Origin of the sequence: Brasilonema bromeliae SPC951 (genome assembly GCF_012912135.1) — a bacterium.
Lineage (GTDB): Bacteria > Cyanobacteriota > Cyanobacteriia > Cyanobacteriales > Nostocaceae > Brasilonema > Brasilonema bromeliae.
This window is the reverse complement of sequence record NZ_QMEB01000104.1, coordinates 1-19804: the sequence shown is the minus strand read 5'-3', so window position 1 is coordinate 19804 and position 19804 is coordinate 1. Positions and strand designations below refer to the sequence as shown.

Sequence of the window (19804 nt, the reverse complement as noted above, 5' to 3'; positions counted from 1 at the left end):
ATATTATATATATACAGCGCGATGGTAACGAGTTATTTCAATCCTATGAGGATTTGCTGACACAGGCACAACGCATCAATGCAGGCTTGAAAAAACTCGGTCTCCAACCCCAAGATAAAGTTATACTGCAAATCAAAAATCCGCAAGATTTTATTCCAGCATTTTGGGGCTGTATTCTGGGAGGTTTTGTACCTGTCCCCCTGGCGATCGCCCCTACCTACAGCCAAGTCAATAATGCTGTGAATAAATTGCACAATGCTTGGCAAATGCTGGAAAAGCCGATCATTCTGGCAAGCATTGAACTGGTGGAGGCGATCGCTTCTTTGTCGGGGCTTCTGGGTTTAGAGAATTTTCAAGTGGAAAGTTGCGATCGCCTCCACGAGTACGACCCCGATCCCAGTTATCATCTCAGTCAGCCAGATGATTTAGCAATTTTACTCTTAACTTCCGGAAGTACGGGAATGCCTAAAGGAGTAATGCTAAGTCATTGGAATATATTAAGTAGCGTGGCGGCTACTTCCCAAGTCAGCCAATTGACTCAAGAAGATATATCTCTCAATTGGTTACCGCTAGACCATCCCGGACCTCTGATTCGCTGTTGTATCCGATGCGTATTTCTCGGTTGCGAGCAAATTCACGCACCCACAGATGTAGTTTTACATCAGCCGCTGACATGGTTTGACTTGTTGGAACGCTATCAGGTGACAACGACTTGGAGTCCTAATTTTGCCTTTACTCTTGTTAACGAGCAATCTGATGAAATCAAACAGCGGAAGTGGAATTTGTCTGCTGTCAGGTCTTTGCTAAATACTGCCGAACCAATTGTACCGCAAACTGCCCAAAGATTTTGGGAATTATTTCAACCCCACCAATTATCTGCCTCTGCTATGCATTCCTCTTGGGGAATGGCAGAAACTTCTTCAGGTGTGACTTTTTCTGACAAGTTTTTGTCAGAAAACCCAACTTCGATTTTTGCAGAACTAGGGCTTCCCATTCCGGGTGTGTCTTTGAGAATCGTCAGCAGTGAAAATCAGGTTTTAGAAGAAGGGACAGTCGGGTATTTACAAGTCAAGGGCGAGTCGGTCACACAAGGTTACTATAACAATTCTCAACTCAATGGAGAAGTCTTTACTACAGATGGCTGGTTCGCTACAGGCGATCTTGGATTTCTCCAAGCGGGACGCTTAACAATTACGGGACGGCAAAAAGATGTAATTATTATTAATGGGGCTAATTATTACAGCCATGAAATTGAAGCCGTTGTCGAAAAAATTCCTGATATTGAAGTGTCATACACGGCTGCGGTATCTGTAGAACGAGATAAATTAGCGATATTTTTCTCTAGTCCCCTCGCTGATAACGAACGTCTCTTGCGGGAAAAATTAGAAGAAATTCAGCAGCAAGTTGTCAGTCAAATTGGCATTAAACCTGATTATTTACTGCCTGTAGACAAGACCGCCATTCCCAAAACTTCTATTGGCAAAATTCAGCGATCGCAACTGTGTCAGCAATTAGAAACAGGCGAATTCAACTCTATTCTCAAAAAAGTAGATATCCTGTTGGAGAATGCCAAAACAATTCCTGATTGGTTTTACCGCCAAGTCTGGCAAACAAAACAAGTACGCCGATTGACGGTGTCAACAGGACCGACATTAGTCTTTATTGATCCATTAGGTTTGGGGGATTATATCGGCGAGCAACTGACGCAAGAAAATCAATCTTGTATTAAAGTATCGGTAGGCTCGGTTTTTGCGAAAATCAGCGACGATAGCTACAGTATAAATCCAGAAAGAGCAGAAGATTATCAGTTACTACTAGAAAGCATCACAGCCAAGCAAAAATATATCGAGCAAATCATACATTTATGGAATTACAGCAAATATAAAGGAGAAATTTCCAGTCTGGCAGAATTGGAAACGGCTCAAAATACCGGAGTTTACAGTTTATTATTCTTGGTACAAGCTTTGGCAAAGGTTCAAGGCGAACAAAACCCAGTAAAACTGTTATTCATTTCCAGCCATACCCAGTTGACAGAAACTACTGAGGAGATTGCTTATGAAAAATCTTCAGTTCTTGGTTTGCTGAAAACGATCCCTCAAGAAATGCCTTGGTTGAACTGTCGTCATATTGATTTATATGTCGATCTAGTTGAAGTCAACGGGGATTATATTCTAGCGGAGATGCAAGACATAACAGGAGAACGAGAAGTTGCGTACCGCAAAGGACAGCGTTTGGTTCCGCGTCTTTTACGAGTAAACTGGGAGAGTGAATTTAAGCAACCATTACCTTTTAAAACAGGAGGGAGCTATCTTATTACTGGCGGGTTGGGAGGAATTGGCGTAGAAATTGCGAAATACCTGCTGGAAAATTATCATGCCAGGTTATTATTGGTTGGTCGGACACCGCTACTGGCAGAAAAACTCGCAGCTTTTGAGCAATTACAACAGCTAAATGGGACTGTAGTTTATGAAACAGTCGATATTTGCGATCGCCCGGGTATGGAAGTCATCATATCTGCATTGGGCGAATTGGATGGGATTATTCACTTGGCAGGTGTAGCCCGTGAGAGTTTAATAGAGTCAGAAACGCAGACAGGTTTGGCAACAGCCTTGCGTTCTAAGGTATCTGGAACGTGGGTACTACACCAATTGATTAAAGATAAACCTGATAGTATTTTTATCAACTTTTCTTCGATCAACGGTTTTTTTGGCGGGACGACTGTGGGTGCTTATGCCGCAGCCAACAGTTTTCTTGATGCTTTTTCTGACTGCCAAAGAACTCGCAGTTCCTTGCAGAGTTATTGTTTTGCTTGGAGTATGTGGGACGAAACTGGTATGAGTCGGGGCTATGAAATGAAACAACTCAGTCGCGATCGCGGTTACTATGCGATTGAGAAGCAGCAAGGAATTTATGCATTTTTGGCAGGAATGAGTTTGGAACCCACACGCTTGACCATCGGTATAGATGGCAACAAGGCAAATATACAACGCTATCAGTCCGAATGTGATAGTTGCGAAAAATTAATCGCCTATTTTACAGGCACAGTACCCGCAATACCACAAACACTGTGCGATCGCTTCGGCACTCCTACCACCTGTCAGCTTCAGTTAGTAGAGGAAATGCCCCTTACCGATAGCGGTGAAATCGATCTTCACAAGCTTGTCGGCAAAATTATACCTCACAAAGGCGAACGGGTAGCACCTCGGAACGATGTAGAACGGGAAATAGCAAAAATATGGGAAGATGTACTAGGCGTTGAAAATGTCGGGATTTACGACAACTTCTTTCAACTGGGTGGTCATTCCTTGCGAGCGCTGCAAGTGATGTATCGGTTGCAGAACAAATTTTCTGTAGACTTACCCTTGCAAAATCTCTTCAAAACTCCTAATATTGCCGGTTTAGCCGCAACAATTGGACAGCAGCATCAAGAGCAACCATTTTCCTGCTTAGTTCCCATTCAACCAAAAGGTAATCGCTCGCCCTTCTTCTGCGTCCATCCCGTTGGTGGTAATGTCCTTTGCTATGCTGATTTAGCCCGTCATCTCGGTGACGAACAGCCATTTTATGGACTGCAATCAGTAGGACTCAATGGGGAACAAGAACCGATGACCTGTGTGGAAGACATGGCAACCCATTATATTAAAGCCATTCAAACCATTCAGCCCACTGGTCCCTATTATATAGGAGGTTGGTCTTTAGGAGGGGCGATCGCCTTTGAGATAGCCCAACAGTTATCCGTTTCCGGACAAGAAGTAGCGTTGCTAGCACTGCTCGACAGCTACACTCCAAAAGTAATAGACCAGGTATCGGAACAACGCAAGCGCATTTTGTCACAAAAGTCAAGCGTTCGGGTTCTAGATGATGCTACCTTAGCTTCCTACTACTTTGCCCAAGACCTTGGTAGTCTTTTAGGAAAAGAGTTGGTAGTATCACTGGCTCAACTACAAGAACTAGAATTAGACGCACAATTGACTTATATTTTAGAGCAGGCTAAGACAGCTATAGTTCTACCACCGGAGTTAGAACTAGCACAAATTCGTCGCTTATTTCAAGTCTTCCAAGCCAACATCCAAGCGCGGCTTCGCTATCGCCCCCAACCATATACTGGATCGATTGTCTTGTTTTGCGCAAGCGTTCAACCTGAAGAAATGACCGCAGACTCGTCTGGTGGTTGGGATACTCTTGCAATTGGAGGTTTAGAAAAACACTTAATTTATGGAGGACATTACCAGCTCGTAAAAAGTCCCAAATTAGCAGAAAAGCTCAATCAATATATTACTTAAAACCTCTTATGAAGTTCAAAAAAACAAACTTGTTGCAAAGCATAGGATTTTGCCTGAGCGTGATCTGCTTCTATCTGATTCAACTTGCCCCAACCGTAGCCGCAGATATGCCAAGCGAGTTGAGTTCAGACTGCTTACTCTGGTAGGGGTAGACCTCGTAAAAAAGTTAATCGCGATACCAATTTACCTCTAATCCTTGATTTTCCTCATAAGCTTGATAGTGTGTAACTTGATTGTGATTCTTAATAATTGCCAATTCGCTTATACAATTACCGGATGATTTTCATCTTCGTAATGAGAGTTTCTATTCGGGATTTACCGCAAGGCTCAGCACTTTGGCAATCATTGACTGAAGCTTGGCTATAAGATAGCTGCACTTTCTTGTTTAAAAAACGTTTTTCATTTGCACAAATCTCAAACGATGCACCGACACTGTTATACTGTTTTCCTTTTTCATCTACTAAGTTGACGTAACACATGAGGTCACCATTTACCATGCTTTTTACTGTGGCAACTGTGGGTCTTGGAACTGGCTTCTTTGCTTGTACAACACTGTGGCTAGCCAGCAAGCCAATAGCAGAGGCGGCAAAGAGAGATACAGATAAGCCTATAGCTTGGAAATGTCTTTTTTTACCTTGCATTGTTTTGTACTCGTTTGTTGTCTTAAACTGTGAGTGCTGGCTAAGTAGGTCAACATGAATAAACGTAAAATAGAGTGTTGGCAATTACTTGAATTCACCGTGATTGCCCTTTGATCATAGGGTTTGATTTGGCTCGTAATGACATTTTACGTTTTACGTTTGTTGAGCTACTTAGCAGATTTCAACGAGTTATTTACTTGCTTGTTCAGCAAGTTTTTGACGAGTTACTAAATTTGCTTCTCCTGCTGGTGCTCCTACGTTGTACTTGTGCTGAAACTGTTTAACTGCATCAGTCGTTTTTGGTCCATAAAATGGTTCATTGAAGGAAAAGTTTGTCTTGAGAACTGTATTTAAGTTTCCGTGGAGAATTCTCATAGCTTCAGCAAGTTTTTCTTGGGTTTTTGGACCATACACCCCATCGGCTGTAATTTTCATATATTTTTGAAAAGCTATCAGAGCTTTTTTATCAACATCATTGCTTTGGTCTTCTGGGTTTACATATCCAAAACCATGCAAGATATTCATCAATTCTTTATAATTATTCTTTGAATAATCAGGAATACGATATCCTTGTGCTGTCTGACGTTCTGGTGTAGGAGTTCCTGTGATTGCCATTGATTTTTCAGCCTTAAAAATTTATTGTCTGTCTACTCCTACATCACATTCATTTGATATTCCTGAAATCAGCTTTGACGACTTTTGCCACGTCGATCACCACCGAGAAATCCAGGACAAGTGTTTGCAGGAAGATAAATTCGACCGCAGTCTGAGCGCGATTCCCCCAGTCCTCTCAATCAAGTAACTAAAGGGTACTATTGTAATTGCAGAACGTATCAATTTACGTAGATTATGTATAAAAAACGCAGTTTTTCAGGCGGTGTCAGCCAAAATCATGACTTGAATGTGCTTAGTTTCGGAGATTAACGAGAGCGTCTTTTAAGGAGATATGCGAATAAGGGAGGGCAGTTTGCATGCAGGAAGGGGAATTTCTGCAACGAGCGTGGCTCCTTAGGGACTTAGAATTATTTTGGTGAGTAATAGCAAGATTAAAACATTTTTCGCAAGAACAGAAAAGACAACATGGAACAGTTATATGTAAGCTTATTTATATCATTCTCCTTTGGATAGATTAGACAACTAAACGGAAGAAGTATATTGAAATGGACTACTAAGTGGTTTCCGTAAAAGCCTGATGCTAGCTAAGCAATTTTGCTATCAAGGCTCCTGTTTTGATTAAATTGTGTGATTATTTCTTCTTAGGTGCTCTGTAAGTCATGAAATCTCCTGAGCCTCAAACTCATCTTGAAGACAGTCGTCAAGATGCCCAATTAGAAGAGCCACCCCGCAAACAGCGAAGGTGGCTTTGGTTATTGTTAGCCCTACTACTAGCAGGCGGAGGTTTTGCACTTTGGCGTTGGCTGGCTCCTCAAAACAAAGCACCCGCAACTGCTAACGCTCAACCGCCAGCAGCAAGAGTCAAGATATCTACAGTACAAGCTGGGATGATTGAGGATAGTCAACAGTACCTTGCTACCGTAGAATCGCGCCGATCAGTGACTCTTCAGCCGAGAGTTCAAGGTCAAGTGGCACAAGTATTTGTAAAATACGGAGATACAGTGATTGCGGGAACTCCGATTATCCAAGTAGACGCTAGACAGCAACAAGCAGCTGTCGGTAGTGTGGATGCTGCTGCTGAGGTCGCTCAGTCACAACTGGAGAATACCCGTGCTAACCTCAGATCCTTGGAAGCTCAACGGTTGTCTAAACTAGCTGATTTGAAATTGAACCAGCAAGACTACGAAAGGTATACCAGTTTGGCGTCTCAAGGAGCTGTCTCTCGACAGACGAGTGAACAGTATGCCAACAAACTCGCAACATCACTAGCTGCTCTGGGTCAAACAGAAGCCCAGATCAAAGCACAGCAAGCTACCATTAACGAAGCTGAAAAATCTTTAAAGCAAGCACAATCCAATATCAAACAACAACAAGTCCAGCTTCAGTACTACAAAATTACTGCTCCCTTTCCTGGCACAGTTGGAAACATACCAGTGAAAGTTGGTGATTTTGTCAATACTTCTACACAATTAGTTACTATTACTCAAAACCAACCTTTAGAATTGAATATTTCTGTGCCTGTTGAGCGAGGATCTCAACTACGTAAAGGAACACCAGTAGAGGTGATGGATGCACAAGGCAAGAGTATAGGGATGAGCCGTGTATTTTTTATATCTCCTAATGCCAGTAATAATACTCAATCTTTACTTGTGAAAGCGCTCTATGACAATTCTAAAAATGAATTACGTACGGATCAGGTTGCTTACGCAAGAGTGATCTGGAGTCAGCGCCCAGGAGTATTAGTTCCAACAACAGCAGTGACTAATTTGGCAGGAGAAACTTTTATTTATGTAGCAGTTCCAGCACCATCAAAACCTCCTCAAGGAGAAAAACCTCAAGCAGAAAAAACCCAAGGAAATCAACAACGAACATTCCAACTAGTAGCTCGGCAAAAACGCGTGAAACTAGGCAACATTACAGGTAACAACTACCAAGTTCTTCAAGGATTAGAGCCAGGAGACAGAATTATTGTTTCGGGGCTACTCAATCTTAGAGATGGCGTTCCCATTATTCCTGAGTCTTAGCAATAGGAACAAGGGGACAAATCAATTCAAAATTCAAAATTCAAAATTCAAAATTCAAAATTCAAAATTCAAAATTCAAAATTTTGAATTTCTGCCCACTTCCCCTACTCCCTGTTGTGCAACTTACCATTCCTCCATAACTTATGTTCGTTGACTTTTTCATCAAGCGACCTGTCTTCACCAGTGTCTGCGCTATTCTTATTTTGCTAGTTGGAGCAGTTAGCATTCCCACACTACCCACGGCGCAGTATCCAGAAATCAGCCCAGTTCAAGTTAACGTCACTGCAAACTATGTTGGAGCCAGTGCTGAAGTCGTAGAAAATACGGTGACGACTGTCTTAGAGCGGCAAATCAACGGGGTCGAGGGCTTGAAGTACATGACTTCGAGTAGTAGTAACAATGGCTCCAGTACGATTAGAGTCACATTTGACGCGTCTCGCAATAAGGATATTGCAGCAGTCGATGTCCAAAATCGGGTATCGCTGGCTGAACCGCAGTTACCAGAACCGGTACAGCGGACTGGGGTCACTGTTAGCAAGCAGTCTTCTAATATCCTGTTGGCGATCGGGCTGTACAGTGAAAAAAATGAGTTCAACAACGTATTTTTAAGCAATTACGCTGACCTTTACATAGTAGATGCTCTCAAAAGAATTAGCGGTGTGAGTGAGGCGCGGATTTTTGGTGAACGCCGCTATGCTATGCGTCTGTGGCTTGATCCCAACCGCCTTGCTAGTCGCAACCTCACCGCCCAAGATGTGATTAATGCCCTCAATGAACAAAACATACAGGTAGGTGCTGGGCAAATTGGTCAACAACCAGCTCCAAAAGACCAAATGTATCAAATAGACCTGCAAGCCCTCAGCAGACTCAAGGAACCGTCCGAATTTGAGGACATGATTCTCAAAACAGATCAAAATGGCACGCTGATCAAGCTCAAAGATGTAGGTCGCGCAGAACTGGGAGCAGAAAACTATGGCTCCTTCCTACGGTTTAGAGCCAAAGAGGGTGTAGGTATCGGTATATTTCCGACTCCGGGAAGTAATGCTTTGGATGTTGCTAAGGCAGTCAAACTCGAAATCGCGCGACTTGCTCAAGACTTTCCCCCTGGGATGGACTACCAGGTCGCGTTTGATACGACCTTATTTGTGGAAGCATCCCTTTCCGAAGTATTCAAGACGCTGTTTGAGGCAATTGTCCTTGTAGTTATAGTCATTTTTATCTTTTTACAAGACTGGCGCACCACTCTCATTCCCGTTATTGTCATTCCCCTGACATTGATTGGTACTTTTGCCTTTGTTAAGGTTTTTGGGTTTTCAATCAACACGTTGACCATGTTTGGTTTGACTTTAGCCACAGGACTAGTGGTTGATGACGCGATTATCGTAGTTGAGGACATTACTCGCCTGATGGAGGATGAGGAAATGTCACCGCGTCAAGCAGCCTCCGCAGCAATGGGTGAACTTTTTGGGGCACTCATCGCCACTTCCTTAGTGCTAATGGCAGTTTTTGTGCCTGTTGCCTTTTTCCCAGGCTCTACAGGGCAAATTTATCGCCAATTTGCTTTAACAATAGCATTTTCTATTGCAATTTCTACTTTTCTTGCCCTTACTCTAACTCCTTCCCTTTCAGCCCTGCTACTGCGTCGCGGACAAAAACCGGGCGGTGTGCTCGGCTGGGTATTTACAAAGTTTAATAACTTCATTAATTGGACGCGCAGAAAATATGAGCGAACTCTCTACCGCTTAAATCGTATTACAGCAATCATAGTGTTGCTGTTTATCTTGTCTTTAGGGCTAACCGGCTGGCTGTACACCCGCGTGCCTCAGGCATTTCTTCCCGAGGAAGACCAAGGCTATTTCATCACCATTATTCAGGGACCTGAGGGGGTTTCGCTCAATTACACCAGCAAAGTCATGAGTCAGGTAGAAGCAGAAATTCTCAAATTGCCTGAAGTTGTGGGAACTTTCGCGATTGGTGGCTTTGGTTTTAGTGGTAGCACTGCCAACAGTGGTGCAATTTTTACAACACTCAAACCTTGGGACGAGCGCCATGAGGCTAGCCAGTCAGCACAGGGAATCATCAAAAATTTGGCAGGCAAGTTCTCAACGATTACAGAAGCAAGAATTTTGCCAGTTAATCCGCCAGCAATTCAAGGTTTAGGCAGTTTTGGTGGTTTCCAATTTGAGCTACAAGATAGAAAAGGCAATAGTGGTTTAAATACCATGCTGCAAGTCATGGGTCAGTTACTCCAACGGGGCAATCAAACACCAGGATTGCAAGCTGTATTTAGCACTTTTTCCGCAAATACGCCTCAGCTTTTGATTGAAGTAGACCGCAACAAAGCTAAGGCGCTGCAAGTCAACGTTGGCGATATCTTTAATACGCTACAGAGTTACTTAGGTTCACGCTACGTCAACGATTTTAATTATCTCCAAAGAACTTACCGAGTGTATGTTCAAGCAGATACTCAGTTTCGCTCAAATCCTGCGGATATTGGTTTACTGTATGTCCGTTCTGCTAACAATCAAATGATTCCCTTGAGCAATCTGGTAAAAGTGACTTCAAATACCGGGGCGCAAACAATTAATCACTATAACTTGTTCCGCTCAATTGAAATCAACGGTGCAGCCGCTCCTGGTTTTAGCTCAGGGCAAGCAATTCAAGCGATGCAGCAAGTGGCGAAGCAGGTTTTACCAGCAGGCTTTGGTTATGAATGGTCGGGAGTTGCTGCTGAAGAGCAACAGTCCGGCGGTCAAGCACCTCTGATTTTCGGCTTGGGACTTGTCTTTGTATTCCTAGTGCTGGCGGCTCAGTATGAGAACTATGTTGACCCTTTGATTATTATGCTCGCAGTCCCTCTGGCTATTTTGGGAGCACTGTCGGCACAGTCGTTGCGGGGTCTAGCTAATGATGTCTATTGTCAAATCGGTTTAGTGATGCTGATTGGTTTGGCAAGTAAGAACGCAATTTTGATTGTAGAGTTCGCCAACCAACTACACGAGCAGGGGCTTTCGATTACCAAAGCAGCAATCCAAGCTTCACAAGAACGCTTACGACCAATTCTCATGACTTCTTTTGCTTTTATTCTAGGTATTGAGCCATTAGTTTTTCCAGAAGGAGCAGGGGCGGCTAGTCGAAAATCCCTTGGTACTGCTGTTGTTGGTGGGATGCTTGTCTCTACTTTCTTAAGTCTGTTTGTTGTGCCAATTCTGTACATAGTGATTGGAAAAATTCGCGATCGCCTCACACGACGCGATAAATCTCCACGGCTACAGCCCGTTGAGGATGGTAGAGTTCCTACTGAAACTCGTCGGTAAATTAACTGAGTAGGTGGGGACGTACCCCACCTATTGTTTTTCGTGTCAAGAAATCATGAAACATTGTGTGCCAATCATTCAGATAACAAGCAACGACGCCTGTGTCAGACAATATGTCTGTTTCGCATAACTTTTGTGATTAACAACCTAGAAAAATGGCTAGTAGCAGTAGTGCATGACACAAGGTACGATGCTTTCAAATTCCAATTTTGCGTGATTCCAATTAATTGCCATTCACCAACACATCAGGAGAGAAAGCGATGCCTACGATTGCCAAAAACAACGATGTCATTACGGTGATCATTATCTTCGCCATAGAACCGGAACGTCAGCAGGAACTTATTGATACTATCATCGAATTCCTTGAAACAACGGTGAAGCATCAGCCTGGTTTTGTTTCATCTAGCATCCACAAAAGTATTGATGGCGTCCGGGTGATGAATTATGCCCAATGGAAAACGCTGGAAGACTACCAAGCATTTATCAACAATTCCGAAGTGCAAGCAAAAGGAGCTAAACTTTTCCAGTTTCAGATTCACGAGTCGCACGTTTACGAGGTGGTTGTCTCTAAACCAGATGACACTACACTTAAAATTTCTAAAGGCGGTTTGATTCACCTTGCAGAATTCCGAGTCAAGCCAGAAAATCAGATGCGCTTAGTGGAATTGGAAAGGGAATATGTAGGAGTCGGTTTGCAAAATCCAGGACTCCTTTCTGCTAATTTCCACCGTTCGCTTGATGGCGTGCATAATGTGAACTATGGACAGTGGCGCAGTTTTGCAGATTTTGAAGAACTGCTCAAAGACCCAAAATATAAGCCCTTGAATGAGTATTGGCAAGGTTTAGCTGAAAACGAGTTTCATCTTTACGAAGTCGTCTACACTCAGCCTAGTAATTAATTTGTTTGCTTTCCTCGTTTCCTCGTTCCTTGGCTCAGCCAAGGAATGAAATCTTAGAGGCTCAGCCTCTATATGTTAACAGCTAAGGCAGCAGCCCACAGTTATGCGTTCCCAAGCTCCAGCCCGGGAACGAGGTCAACAAGAATAATGGAGTAATGGTAATTTATATGACTTCCGATATCAATCTTTTCACTCCCGTTCAACTTGGTCCTTACACTCTACCAAACCGGATGGTGATGGCACCAATGACCCGTTTGCGAGCTATTGACAACATCCCCAACTCATTGATGGCGACTTACTACACGCAACGGGCAACAGCAGGACTCATCGTTACTGAATGCACAATGGTTTCACCTCTGAGTTTAGGCTACATTAATTGCCCGGGTATATACTCACCAGAACAAGTAGATGGATGGCGGCAAGTGACAGATTCCGTACATGAGAAAGGGGGAAGAATTTTCTTACAACTGTGGCACTCTGGCAGGGTTTCTCATCCTTCTTTATTGGGTGGACAATTACCAGTTGCACCTTCTGCAATTGCTGCTTCAGGGCAACTGCACACTCCGATAGGTAAAGTAGCAATGGAAACACCTCGTGCTTTAGAAACACATGAAATTCCTGAAATTGTCGAGCAGTTTCGCAAAGGTGCACAAAACGCTCGTGCTGCGGGATTCGATGGTGTGGAATTGCATGGGGCATTTGGTTACTTAATTGACCAGTTTTTGCAAGATTGGACAAACCAACGCACTGATGAATACGGTGGTTCGATAGAAAATCGAGCACGATTTTTGCTGGAAGTCGTGGAAGCAGTTGCCAGTGTGTGGGGTGCAAATCGTGTTGGGATCAAACTTTCACCTAGTAATACATTCTACGGGATGGGCGACTCGAATCCACAAGAAATTTTTGCTTATGCAATAAATGCTCTTAATCGCTTTGGATTAGCATATCTTCACTTAATGGAACCGAATGAGGGTGATTTGGCAACCCGCGATGTGATGAACCCGGTAACACCCTACTTCCGTAAAATTTACAAAGGAACTTTAATTACTAATGGCGGTTACGACCATGCCAAGGGAGATACCATACTTGCCAATGGTGATGCAGATTTGGTTTCCTTTGGTAAGTTGTTTATCTCTAATCCCGACTTACCAAAACGCTTTGAACTGGATGCTTCTTTAAACCAGCCAGATGTAAAAACATTTTACGCACCAGACGAAAAGGGATACACCGATTACCCTTTTTTGGAACTGCAATCTAGTAATCTTTTGCATTAGTCTTGAAGGCTGCACGATTCCACACTTACTCTCTCGTATCTTTGACAGGGAAACTTGCCATTTTTACAGTTGTTAAACGTGATATTGTAAAAATGATACATTACGGCAGTAATTGTCTGTAGTGCCGACAAGCTATGAAAATATCTGGCAAAGAGAAAATTCAACTCAATGTCAAACACAGTATTTTTAAATCTTTGAGGATTGCTAATGATACTCAGTTCATTGAAGGTGTGGATGGTTCCACTAGCCCTCACTTTAGTTAGTGTTTGCTCAGATGCAGCAAGAGCAACAGCACAGACCATCTATCCATTTACTGGCTATTATCGGACAACAGTTAACATTACGCCCATTGCTGGCGACGTTTCACAAGTATTTGAGGTAGGTGTGAGTGATGACGCCCCGTATGGTTTAGAACTTTACGAGGGTCTAACATACTCCGTGCTTGACGCCAATGGAAATCTTACTTTTAACAACAATCCAGAGGCATTTGGCATACAAGGTTTTCCATTGGGCTACATTCAGTTCGGTAGCGGTACGAACAAGTTGTTTGGAACTAGTGATGCTAGCGCTGCAGTTAACTTTGAAACCCTCACAGCCAAAGGTTCTGGTATTGTAAATATCACTGGCGGTGAGGGCATATTCGAGAACGCTACAGCCACACTCTTGTTCTCTGAAGATGACATAGTCAATCTGGGACAAAATATTACCCTCAATGGTCTAGCTTTAGTAACTGGTCCTATTGAAGTTCCCCAGAAAGTTCCGGAACCAACAGCTTCCACCACGCTTGTTGGCATAGGCTTAATGGGAGCTGGTTTCTTGCTGCGTCAACGCCGCCTTGGTTCTGCTAATAAAAAATCATAAGACATCATAACGTCTTGTCGGGCATGGTAGTTTGTTCATCCATGCCCACAATTGAATTCATAATAAATTTAATATAAAAAAATAAATTTTATGCAACCAACAAGCACTAATAAGCAGCCGAAATCCCCAAAGACTCTGTACATGGATACAAACTTTTACATTATTTGTGCAGTTTCTTTGATAGCTGTTTTGGGAGTTGCCAGCGTGTCTCCGGCTTTTCCCAGGCTAGCTCATGAACTGGGCGTCAACCCGACAAATATTGGTTTATTGATAACATTTTATACGTTTCCATCTCTGGTTTTCGGTCCTATTATTGGTGTCCTGGCTGATAGATTGGGCAGAAAGAAAGTTATCATTCCTTCACTGTTTTTATTTGGAATTGCTGGCACTGCTTGTGCCTTTGCCCGCGACTTTAACCTTCTGCTGTTGTTGCGTTTTCTGCAAGGAATTGGTGCTGCTTCTTTGCTGTCTCTTAGTATCACTTTAATAGGCGATTTGTACACAGCAGATAGACGTACTACTGCAATGGGTTACAATGCCAGTATCACCAGTATTGGCACAGCAAGTTATCCCCTCATTGGCGGTACACTGGCAACATTTGGCTGGTATTACCCCTTTATGCTACCGATAATAGCGATTCCTATCGGGTTACTAGTCTTATTTGCATTAAAAAATCCTGAACCTCAAGGCGAATATAACCTCAAGGAATATTTGAGTAATGCGAAAAAAGTTCTAAAAAATCGTCAGATTTTGGGACTTTATATTGCTAGTGCTGCCAACTTCTTTCTATTGTATGGAGCGCATGTCACTTATTTACCACACTTAATTAAAGAGACATTCAAAGCACCACCTTACACAATAGGAATCTTACTTTCTACTGTTTCTGTGGCAATTATGATCTCAGCATCTCAGTTGGGAAGACTAACTAGAACATTCAAAGCCACAACTTTAATTAGAGCATCTTTTATTTTGTATGCTTTAGCTCTATTCACTGTTCCTTTAATACAAAATATCTGGTTACTATTAATTCCAACGACAATTTTTGGTCTTGGTCTAGGGATTGGTTTTCCTAGTATCCAAACTCTTTTGACAGAGATATCACCAAAACAATATCTTGCTACAATTCTATCTGTCAATGGAACATTTTACGGTTTAGGGCAAACTATTGGTCCACTCGTTATGGGTGTAGTCTTTGGTTTTGCAGGAATGAGCGGCGTGTTTTATGTAGGTGTGGCGTTTGCAATTCTTACCCTTATTGTGTTTAGATACTGCACTTGCTTGTAATTTACGGAGATAAGATGAGTCAGTCAAAGGTTGCAGTTGTTTTAGGTGTAGGTCCGGGATTGGGATCTGCAGTTGCTCATCGGTTTGCACGAGAAGGCTTTGCTGTAGGATTGATGGCAAGAAACTCACAGCAGCTTAGTCAAATTCAGTCAGAAATTGAACAGTCTGGCGCGAAAGCATTGTCTGTTACGGTTGATGCAAGTGACCCTGCATCAGTAAAAGCCGCTTTTGAGGAGGTGTCCTCACAACTAGGTGCACCAGAAGTTTTTGTCTACAATGCTGGAGCATTTCAGAGGGCTGGTATCCTGGAACTGACACCAGAGCAGTTTGAGTCGTGTTGGAAAGTGAACTGTTTTGGAGCTTTTTTAGCGGTACAGCAAGTTCTTCCAGCAATGGTTGAGCGACGTCGCGGTACTATTCTGTTGACAGGAGCCACTGCTGCTGTGAGAGGTTCAGCTAAATTTGCAGCATTGGCAGTGGGCAAATTTGGACTACGAGCATTGGCGCAGTCGTTGGCACGGGAGTTTTGTCCTCAAGGAATTCACGTAGCTCACATTATTATTGATGGCATGATTAATACTCCAAGAGTGCGAGCAATGGCATCGGACGCTGAAGAAGATACATTACTGGCACCGGAGGCGATCGCCCAAACATATTGGCAACTTTATCAACAAGATGCAACAGCATGGACTTTGGAACTTGATTTGCGACCTGCTGTAGAGAAATTCTGATTTTCAAGTTTTAGCAAGATGAGAACATTTTTCGCAAGAACAGAAAAGACAGCAGCTTGAAACATTTGCCAATCTCTTTTATGTGGTTTGGTTTGATTTGCAGCTTTCTTATCAAAAAGGAAACGAAGTCATGAACTTGAATCCATTGCAAACTGACTTCACAGGGAGAACATAAAATGGCAACAATAAAAGCAGTACGTATTCATACTCACGGTAGACAGAAACCCTAGTTTATGAAGATGCACCACAACCGGAACCAGCAGCAAACGAAGTTTTGATTCGCGTTTATGCAGAATGAAACACGAGTGATTCTAATTGGCGGCTCTTCTCATGCAGGCAAATCAACCCTTGGACGATCTTTGGCGGCGAAGCTTGGTTGGAGTTATCGTTGTACGGACAAACTCGCTCGGCATCCCGGTCGTCCTTGGGTGAGTGCAAATGGAAAGGTATTCTGTGAGTATGTAGCAGAACATTATAGAACTCGGTCTGTTGACACTCTTTTTTTAGATGTATTGTCGCATTACGAGAAAAATGTGTTACCGCAGATCGAGGCTATTGTTCATTCTCATGCGTTTGATTTATCAACGGAATACCTGATACTTGAAGGATCTGCGTTATGGCCAGAATTTGTAGCGAATTTAGTTGGCGAAAATGGTGTTAAAGCGATTTGGCTTACGGCTAGCGACCAACTCTTGGGAAACCGAATCAAGCGTGAAAGTAATTTTTATAATGTAGGTGAGGATGAAAAGCACTTAATTCAAAAGTTTCTAGACCTTACTCTATTCTACAATAAACGCATGAGGGAGAAGGTTGAGCGTCTTGGATTTATATGTATTGATGTAGAATCTGTGTCAACGACAGACGAACTTTCAAACAAATGTATGGAATTGATGGAGGTTTCGTAAATAACAAAAAATCTCCTTAATGGAACTTGGTGAGCGCGGAATTACAGTGAACACAGTTTCACTAGAACCAACGGAAACCGAGATGTATGCCAACTCTGGGGATGAGCCAAAAGCCGCAGCGGCACAATCGCCCTTTAACCGTCTGGGAAAAACAGAAGATATTGCAGATGTCGTCGCCTTTGTTATGAGCGACCAATGCCGATGGATTACCGGACAGACTTTCCAAGCAGGAGGAGGATACGTATGAATTCACAATTTCAAGGAAAATACGCCCTTGTGACTGGCGGGAATAAGGGCATTGGTTTTGCTATTTGCAAAGGACTGCTGCAGTCTGGGTTTGAGGTGATTGTGGCAGCGCGATCGCTCTCTGCAGCCAAAACTGCTGCAGAGAAATTGCAATCTGTCAACTCTAAAGTGCGCGTCGTCGAACTTGATATCGCAGACGACCAAAGCATTGACCAAGCTGTCAAGCACTTAAGTCAGGAAATCCCTCAACTGGATGTACTGGTAAATAACGCAGGCATTTATCCTGACGAAGGTGTGAACATTCTCACTATTTCCCGTGAGTTGCTAAATCAGACAATGAACACTAATGCTTTTGGACCTATTCGCACAAGCCAAGCATTCTTACCCCTACTAGAAAAGGCACCCCAAGCCCGTATCATCAATGTTTCCAGTGGCTACGGACGGTTGAATGGACTTTCTTTTGATGTCCCCAGTTATTGCTTGTCTAAACTTACCGTCAATGGTGCAACCATTATGCTGGCAGATGCTTTGCAAGCAAAAGGCATTGCAGTCAACGCCATAGATCCTGGCTGGGTAAAAACAGATATGGGCGGGACTTCTGCTCCCCGTTCCCCTGAACAGGGGGCTGACACTGCTATTTGGCTTGCAACCGAAGCTTCAGTAAATTTAAGTGGAAAGTTGTTTCGCGACCGCCGGGAAATTTCCTACTGAAGCGTTTATAAGTTCCACGTAGGAGAAAAAAATGGCACAGAAATTAAATGGAAAAGTTGCGCTAATTACTGGTGCTTCATCTGGCATTGGAGAAGCAACTGCCCTAGCAGTAGCAGCCCAGGGAGCAAAAGTTGCCTTAGCAGCACGCCGCCAAGACCGACTAGAAAAGTTAGTCAAGCAAATTACTGATAATGGTGGACAAGCATTTTCTATCCAAACAGATGTTACTGATGAAACCCAAGTGACTGAGATGGTACAGAAAACCAAAACTCATTTCGGCAGTGTAGACATCCTGGTCAATAACGCTGGCGTGATGCTTGTCGCTGCAGTTGAGGGTGCAGATACTTCAGATTGGCGGCGCATGATTGACATCAACCTGTTGGGTTTGATGTATGCTACTCATGCTACCCTACCCTTAATGAAGGCTCAGGGCGGAGGACATATTGTGAATATTTCCTCTGTAGCTGGTCGCGTAGCTATACCCGATTACGCGGTATATAATGCCACAAAATTTGGAGTAGGAGCGTTTAGTGAAGCCTTACGGAAAGAGGTTTCTAAAGACAAAATCCGTGTAACAGTGATTGAACCGGGTGGGGTGGCTACGGAATTAGCTAACCACATTACTAATCTAGAGTCTAAGCAGAAAATAGAAGAGATTCTTCAGTCAACAACGGTACTCGAAAGCGAGGATATTGCTGCTGCGATTGTCTATGCCGTAACTCAGCCACCTCGTGTTAATGTCAATGAAATATTAATCCGCCCAACCGAACAGGAATTGTAGCAGTGTAGGAGTATCGGAGAACTTCCTCTAGATGCAACACCTTCACTGGGTACAATGTTGTCCCCCAACAAAAACCTGTCTTTCACCCAATAAATAACCACCGTATTCCAGTTGTCATCAATAATTAATAAAGGAATAAAACCGCAAAGACGAGCCAGTGCGTTGGGCGGCTCCGCCGACTTGAAGCACCTGGCGTACAAAGGGCGCAAAGAAAAGAGGTACAAAGTCTATGAAAGTTAGTAAATCATACACAAGATTGCTTGTAAAAGATTGGAAAGCTTGTTTCTTGTTTTACAAAGATGTTATCGAATTTGACATTGCTGTAGAAGATCAAGAAGCGGGATATGCTGAGTTTAAAGCCGGAGATATGAGACTTGCCGTATCCCACCGGCAAGAAATGGCACAATTGATTCACAATGCAGAAAAGCCCGCTCATGCAGAATGTCAAGATACTGTTGTATTGATTTTTACTGTGCATGATTTAGAGGAGGAATATCAGCGACTCAGACACAAAGGGGTAGAATTTACCGCAGCGCCTATGAATAATCCCTACTACGGAATTAAAACAGCTTATCTTCGAGATCCAGATGGAACTCTGATTGGTTTATATGAGTTTCTTGTGTGATATATAAAAAACCAGGAATTAAACAAGGGAGGTCACTGAAGCGCTATGGCTAAACCTGTCATCATAACGGTAGACGATGATCCAGAAGTTTTGCAAGCCGTGGCGCGAGATCTGCGGCAGGAATATGGCGATCGCTTCCGAATTATCCGCGCTGACTCTGGTGCCAGTGCCCTGGAAGCCTTGGAACAACTCAAACTCCGCAATCAGCCAGTATCGCTGTTCCTTGTCGATCAACGGATGCCCCACATGTCCGGCGTGGAGTTTTTGGAACAAGCGATGTCAATGTTCCCGGATGCAAAACGTGCCTTACTCACCGCCTACGCAGATACCGACGCCGCCATCCGTGCCATCAACAACACAAAAATCGATTACTACTTGATGAAGCCGTGGGATCCACCAGAAGAACGCTTGTATCCAGTGCTGGACGATTTACTTGATGACTGGCAAGCAACCTTCCACCCACCGTTTGAAGGAATTCGCGTCATCGGTAACCGTTGGTCGCCCCATTCCCATCAAGTGAAAGATTTCCTCGCACGAAATCAAGTGCCTTACCAGTGGTTGGATATCGAATTATCAGAAGAAGCACAAAAACTGGTAGAATACGCTG

General features: G+C 43.3%; 16 protein-coding genes. 14 read left to right on the top strand and 2 right to left on the bottom strand.

Features of this window, described 5'->3' with window-relative positions:
• Positions 1-4283: SDR family NAD(P)-dependent oxidoreductase (locus DP116_RS14535; protein WP_169155868.1), on the top strand; the 4283-nt coding region annotated here is incomplete at its 5' end.
• Positions 4284-4552: 269 nt separating this feature from the next.
• Here DP116_RS14535 and DP116_RS14530 read toward each other — a convergent pair.
• Together DP116_RS14530 and DP116_RS14525 are read right to left on the bottom strand one after the other, a co-directional pair.
• Positions 4553-4924: a hypothetical protein gene (locus DP116_RS14530; protein WP_169155867.1), complete on the bottom strand. Its 372-nt coding sequence runs from the start codon at positions 4922-4924 to the stop codon at positions 4553-4555.
• A gap of 189 nt (positions 4925-5113) precedes the next feature.
• Entirely contained in the window at positions 5114-5539 is a 426-nt protein-coding gene (locus DP116_RS14525; RefSeq protein WP_169155866.1) for a peptidoglycan-binding domain-containing protein, read from the bottom strand.
• A 659-nt stretch (positions 5540-6198) separates the two neighbouring features.
• On the opposite strand from DP116_RS14525, the gene DP116_RS14520 reads away from it, so the two are divergent.
• From DP116_RS14520 to DP116_RS14460, 13 genes are all read left to right on the top strand, one after another.
• Positions 6199-7563 (top strand): efflux RND transporter periplasmic adaptor subunit, encoded by a 1365-nt coding sequence (locus tag DP116_RS14520; RefSeq protein ID WP_169155865.1) that lies wholly within the window; start codon positions 6199-6201, stop codon positions 7561-7563.
• Between the two features lie 143 nt (positions 7564-7706).
• Complete coding sequence (locus DP116_RS14515) at positions 7707-10880, top strand: efflux RND transporter permease subunit (protein ID WP_169155864.1); 3174 nt, start codon at positions 7707-7709, stop codon at positions 10878-10880.
• Between the two features lie 260 nt (positions 10881-11140).
• A complete protein-coding gene (locus DP116_RS14510) occupies positions 11141-11779 on the top strand; it encodes an antibiotic biosynthesis monooxygenase (protein ID WP_169155863.1) in 639 nt (212 codons plus the stop codon).
• Between the two features lie 167 nt (positions 11780-11946).
• Positions 11947-13053, top strand: coding sequence for an alkene reductase (locus DP116_RS14505; protein WP_169155862.1), 1107 nt, complete (start codon positions 11947-11949; stop codon positions 13051-13053).
• Positions 13054-13260: 207 nt separating this feature from the next.
• A complete protein-coding gene (locus tag DP116_RS14500; protein WP_169155861.1) occupies positions 13261-13914 on the top strand; it encodes a PEP-CTERM sorting domain-containing protein in 654 nt (217 codons plus the stop codon).
• A gap of 90 nt (positions 13915-14004) precedes the next feature.
• The gene (locus tag DP116_RS14495; RefSeq protein ID WP_169155860.1) at positions 14005-15198 is read left to right on the top strand and encodes an MFS transporter; all 1194 of its coding nucleotides are present in this window, start codon (positions 14005-14007) and stop codon (positions 15196-15198) included.
• A gap of 14 nt (positions 15199-15212) precedes the next feature.
• The gene (locus DP116_RS14490; protein ID WP_169155859.1) at positions 15213-15929 is read left to right on the top strand and encodes an SDR family NAD(P)-dependent oxidoreductase; all 717 of its coding nucleotides are present in this window, start codon (positions 15213-15215) and stop codon (positions 15927-15929) included.
• A 287-nt stretch (positions 15930-16216) separates the two neighbouring features.
• Positions 16217-16834, top strand: a complete 618-nt coding sequence (locus DP116_RS14485) for a P-loop NTPase family protein (protein WP_169155858.1) — start codon at positions 16217-16219, stop codon at positions 16832-16834.
• 19 nt (positions 16835-16853) lie between these two features.
• Positions 16854-17081, top strand: coding sequence for an SDR family oxidoreductase (locus DP116_RS14480; RefSeq protein ID WP_211173271.1), 228 nt, complete (start codon positions 16854-16856; stop codon positions 17079-17081).
• On the top strand, positions 17078-17791 hold the full coding sequence (locus DP116_RS14475; protein WP_169155856.1) for an SDR family NAD(P)-dependent oxidoreductase: 714 nt from the start codon (positions 17078-17080) through the stop codon (positions 17789-17791). The genes DP116_RS14480 and DP116_RS14475 overlap by 4 nt, the downstream gene beginning before the upstream one ends.
• A 31-nt stretch (positions 17792-17822) precedes the next feature.
• Entirely contained in the window at positions 17823-18572 is a 750-nt protein-coding gene (locus DP116_RS14470) for an SDR family oxidoreductase (RefSeq protein WP_169155855.1), read from the top strand.
• Positions 18573-18801: 229 nt separating this feature from the next.
• Positions 18802-19197 (top strand): VOC family protein, encoded by a 396-nt coding sequence (locus DP116_RS14465; RefSeq protein ID WP_169155854.1) that lies wholly within the window; start codon positions 18802-18804, stop codon positions 19195-19197.
• A gap of 45 nt (positions 19198-19242) precedes the next feature.
• Positions 19243-19804: response regulator (locus DP116_RS14460; protein ID WP_169155853.1), on the top strand; the 562-nt coding region annotated here is incomplete at its 3' end.